The 3,356-nt window shown below is 62.4% G+C and carries 2 protein-coding genes and 1 pseudogene; 1 reads left to right on the forward strand and 2 read right to left on the reverse strand.

Annotated elements, in window-relative coordinates:
* A partial coding sequence (locus JMF90_RS30085) for a sulfite exporter TauE/SafE family protein (protein ID WP_201325809.1) occupies positions 1-706 on the reverse strand: 706 nt, incomplete at its 3' end.
* A gap of 302 nt (positions 707-1,008) precedes the next feature.
* On the opposite strand from JMF90_RS30085, the gene JMF90_RS30090 reads away from it, so the two are divergent.
* Positions 1,009-2,352 (forward strand): PLP-dependent aminotransferase family protein, encoded by a 1,344-nt coding sequence (locus tag JMF90_RS30090; protein ID WP_011549332.1) that lies wholly within the window; start codon positions 1,009-1,011, stop codon positions 2,350-2,352.
* A gap of 400 nt (positions 2,353-2,752) precedes the next feature.
* On the opposite strand, the pseudogene JMF90_RS30095 reads toward JMF90_RS30090, so the two are convergent.
* Positions 2,753-3,235 (reverse strand): annotated as a pseudogene (locus JMF90_RS30095) (MFS transporter); the annotation flags it as partial.
* Between the last annotated feature and the right edge of the window lie 121 nt (positions 3,236-3,356).

Consider the following 3,356-nt stretch of genomic DNA (forward strand, 5'->3'; position numbering starts at 1 on the left):
AAACCTGGCGTTGATCCAGTTTCGCGTGGAGCCGCCAACCGGCGACGACACCAGCGGGAATGGCACACAGGCAGACCATCATCACGATCCAGACATTGCCCGTCGGCCTGGCCAGCAGCAGCCATGGCACTGCCTTGGTCGCGTTACCCACGGTAAAGAACATGCTTGTCGTCCCCGCATAGACTTCCTTGCCGAGGCCGAGCGGCAGCAGATACATGGCAAGAGGCGGGCCGCCCGAATGCGCGACCATCGTGGTCACGCCGGAGGCAAGGCCCGCTGTGATCGCCTTCGGCGTGGAACGCGGACGGACCGTCAATGCTGCGCCTCCGACCCACCACAGTCCGACGAAGATCAGCGTGATCGCCGCCATCACGATCGCGATCGCGCGGTGGTCGAGGAGCCGGAACGTCAGATAGCCGACGCCGATGCCCGTCACGAGTCCCGGCAAAAGCAGCATCAGGTCCGGCTTCGACCATGTCGAAGGTTTCCAGTAGCGCAGTGCGAACAGATCCATTGCGATGAACAGCGGTGCGAGCATTCCGCCCGCGGTCACCGGATCCATCACCAACGACAGCAACGGAATGCCGACGATCGAAAAGCCGCCGCCGAAGGCCCCTTTCATGAACGAGATCAGGAACACACCCGCGAAGGCGATCAGTATCGTGATGAGGGTCAGTTGCAGATCCATTCCGGTCGACGAAATCATCACGATGACCTCGCGCGGTCGACGTCACACACGCCCAACAGGCGTGAAGGCCCCGTCGTCCTTCTCGCAGACACAGGGTGGGCGGTCATCGAAGCGGTGAAAGGCATATTGCGTCTCCATGAATGCTCCGAGGACAATTCGGCGCTGCGTGGATTTCGTCGAAACGAGGCGCATGCATATTGGCCGTGGAAGCTGGGTAATCCCGATACAATCGGGCGATGAAGACAGAATGCACCGGCGTCAAGCTCGGTACAATCAAAACATTGATCTCGGTGCAATATATATTGAACTCGGTGCATTGAATGTCAAAGTCCGAATACCTGAAGTTGGCCGACACGATCGCCGCAGACATTGCTGACGGAACGCTGAGGCCGGGCGACCGGCTTCCGCCACAGCGCAATTTCGCGGACCAGCGAAAGATCGCCGTGTCGACGGCCAGCAGGGTCTATGCAGAGTTGTTGCGGCGAGGGCTCGTCGTCGGCGAGGTCGGGCGGGGAACGTTCGTTTCGGGCGACGCAAGGCGCGGCGCAGCGGCGCCGGGTGAGCCGCGTGATGTTCGGATCGATCTGGAGTTCAATTACCCGATACTTCCCGACCAGACGACACTCATCGCGAGAAGCCTGAGCGGGCTCGAAAGCGTTGCGGAGCTCGCGAGCGCCCTGGGTCAGGCAACCAGCAGTGGGACGCCCGCTCTCAGGAACGTCTCCGCCGCATGTCTGGCGGGCAATGGTTGGGCGCCTTCTCCCGAGCAGCTGGTCTTCACGGGGAACGGACGACAGAGCATTGCCGCCGCGGTTGGCGCCATTGTTCCGACGGGCGGCCGCTGCGGCGTCGAAACCTTGACCTACCCGTTCATCAAGGGCATCGCGGCTCGCCTCGGTATCACGCTGGTCCCGCTCGCGATGGACGAAGGCGGCGTGCGCCCCGACGCCGTACTCAAGGCGCACCGGGATGCGAATCTTTCGGCGATCTACATTCAGCCTGCCATCCAGAATCCGTTGGGCATGACGATGAATGCCGCGCGACGGGAAGATCTGTTGCGCGTCGTGGAAAAGCTCGGCATTCCTGTCATCGAGGACAACGTGTACGGCTTCCTCGACGACCAACCGCCGCTTGCCGCCCTCTCACCGGACAATTGCATCGTGATCGACAGCCTGTCGAAGAAGGTGGCGCCGGGGTTGACGCTCGGATTCATCGTGTCGCCGCATCGGTTGCGTGAAACCGTGATGGCGTCGGTGCGCTCGGGGGGATGGACGGCATCGGGATTTGCATTTGCCGCCGCGCAGCGATTGATGAGCGACGGTACGGTTGCCGAACTCGCCCGACTGAAACGCATCGATGCGGTGGCCCGTCAGAAGCTGGCCGCCGACCGTCTGTCGGATTTCGACATTCAGACGAACGGCAAATGCTTTCATCTGTGGTTGACGCTGCCGGCCCATTGGCGCTCGCAGGCGTTGGTCGCAGCGGCAGCCCGACGAGACATCGCGTTGACGCCCTCGACCACCTTTGCCGCCGCGCCCGGCCATGCGCCGAACGCCGTCAGGCTTGCGCTTGCCGCACCCACGATGGACCAACTCGACGCGGGTCTGCTCACGCTGAGCGGCATCCTGAATGCAAGAGAAGAGGATTTCGATTCGACCGAATAAGGTCTGCGCCGAGACTCTGGATTGGCCTCTCGCCCGTGGTCGTCGGACAGTCATTCGGCGCTGACGCCCCCAACGGTCAAGCCGCATCGATTCAGGCGCACGCACTCGCGAACCTCGGACCGGCACATCTGGCGGAGCCGAAACCGCGATCCCGGCGGCTTGAAGATACGGCCGACGCGAAAACCAATAGTGGCCAAATGCTTCGCATTCCTGCCAGATTCGGGCGAGCCAACAGCCGTCAATTCCGTCGACGGCGAATGACTGCTTCTGGCCGAAGCGCATCAGAACCGCGGCGGCCGTCGACCCCTCCCGAAACGAACATCGCCCGCCTCCGTTTCCGGAAGGCGGGCGATGAAGGTTGTCGCTTATGGGAAGCCGGAGGCGATCCTTCGCGAATGCGTCAACCCGGTTGTCCCGGCACGGCTTCCCCGCGCAGCGAACACCCGCGCGTCTCGATCACCGCCAGCAGCGCGACCAGCCCGACCGCGCACGCAGCCATCATGTAGTACGCGGGAACCAGCGCGTTGCCGGTCTTGCCGATCAGCCAGTCGTTGACGATCGGCGCGGTGCCGCCGAACAGCGACGTCGACACGTTGTACGCGATCGCCATGCCCGCATAGCGGACGTGGGTCGGGAACATCGCCGGGAACATCGCGGAAATGGTGGCGAGCTGCGGCACGTAGAGCACGCCGAGCACCGCGAAGCCGATGAACGCGCCGAGCGGGCCGTGCGTCATCAGCGTGAACATCGGCACGGCCGCGACGAACAGCCCGACGAGCGAGAACCACCACATCGTTTTGCGACCGACGCGGTCCGACAGCCAGCCGGCGAACGGCAGCAGCACCATCATCGCGAGCACGCCGATCAGCGGAATCGTATAACTTCGTATAATGTATGCTATACGAAGTTATGCTCGTATAACTTCGTATAATGTATGCTATACGAAGTTATTACGGACACCCGTTCTGTTCAAGTCGACCTGCTACGTCGACGGTCGCTGGATT

Source organism: Burkholderia sp. E168m23 (assembly GCF_016586125.1).
GTDB lineage: Bacteria > Pseudomonadota > Gammaproteobacteria > Burkholderiales > Burkholderiaceae > Burkholderia > Burkholderia orbicola.

Bases quoted from the DNA above. Each gene is read 5' to 3' on its own strand.
- JMF90_RS30090 (WP_011549332.1), top strand. From the start codon at position 1,009: ATGTCAAAGTCCGAATACCTGAAGTTGGCCGACACGATCGCCGCAGAC.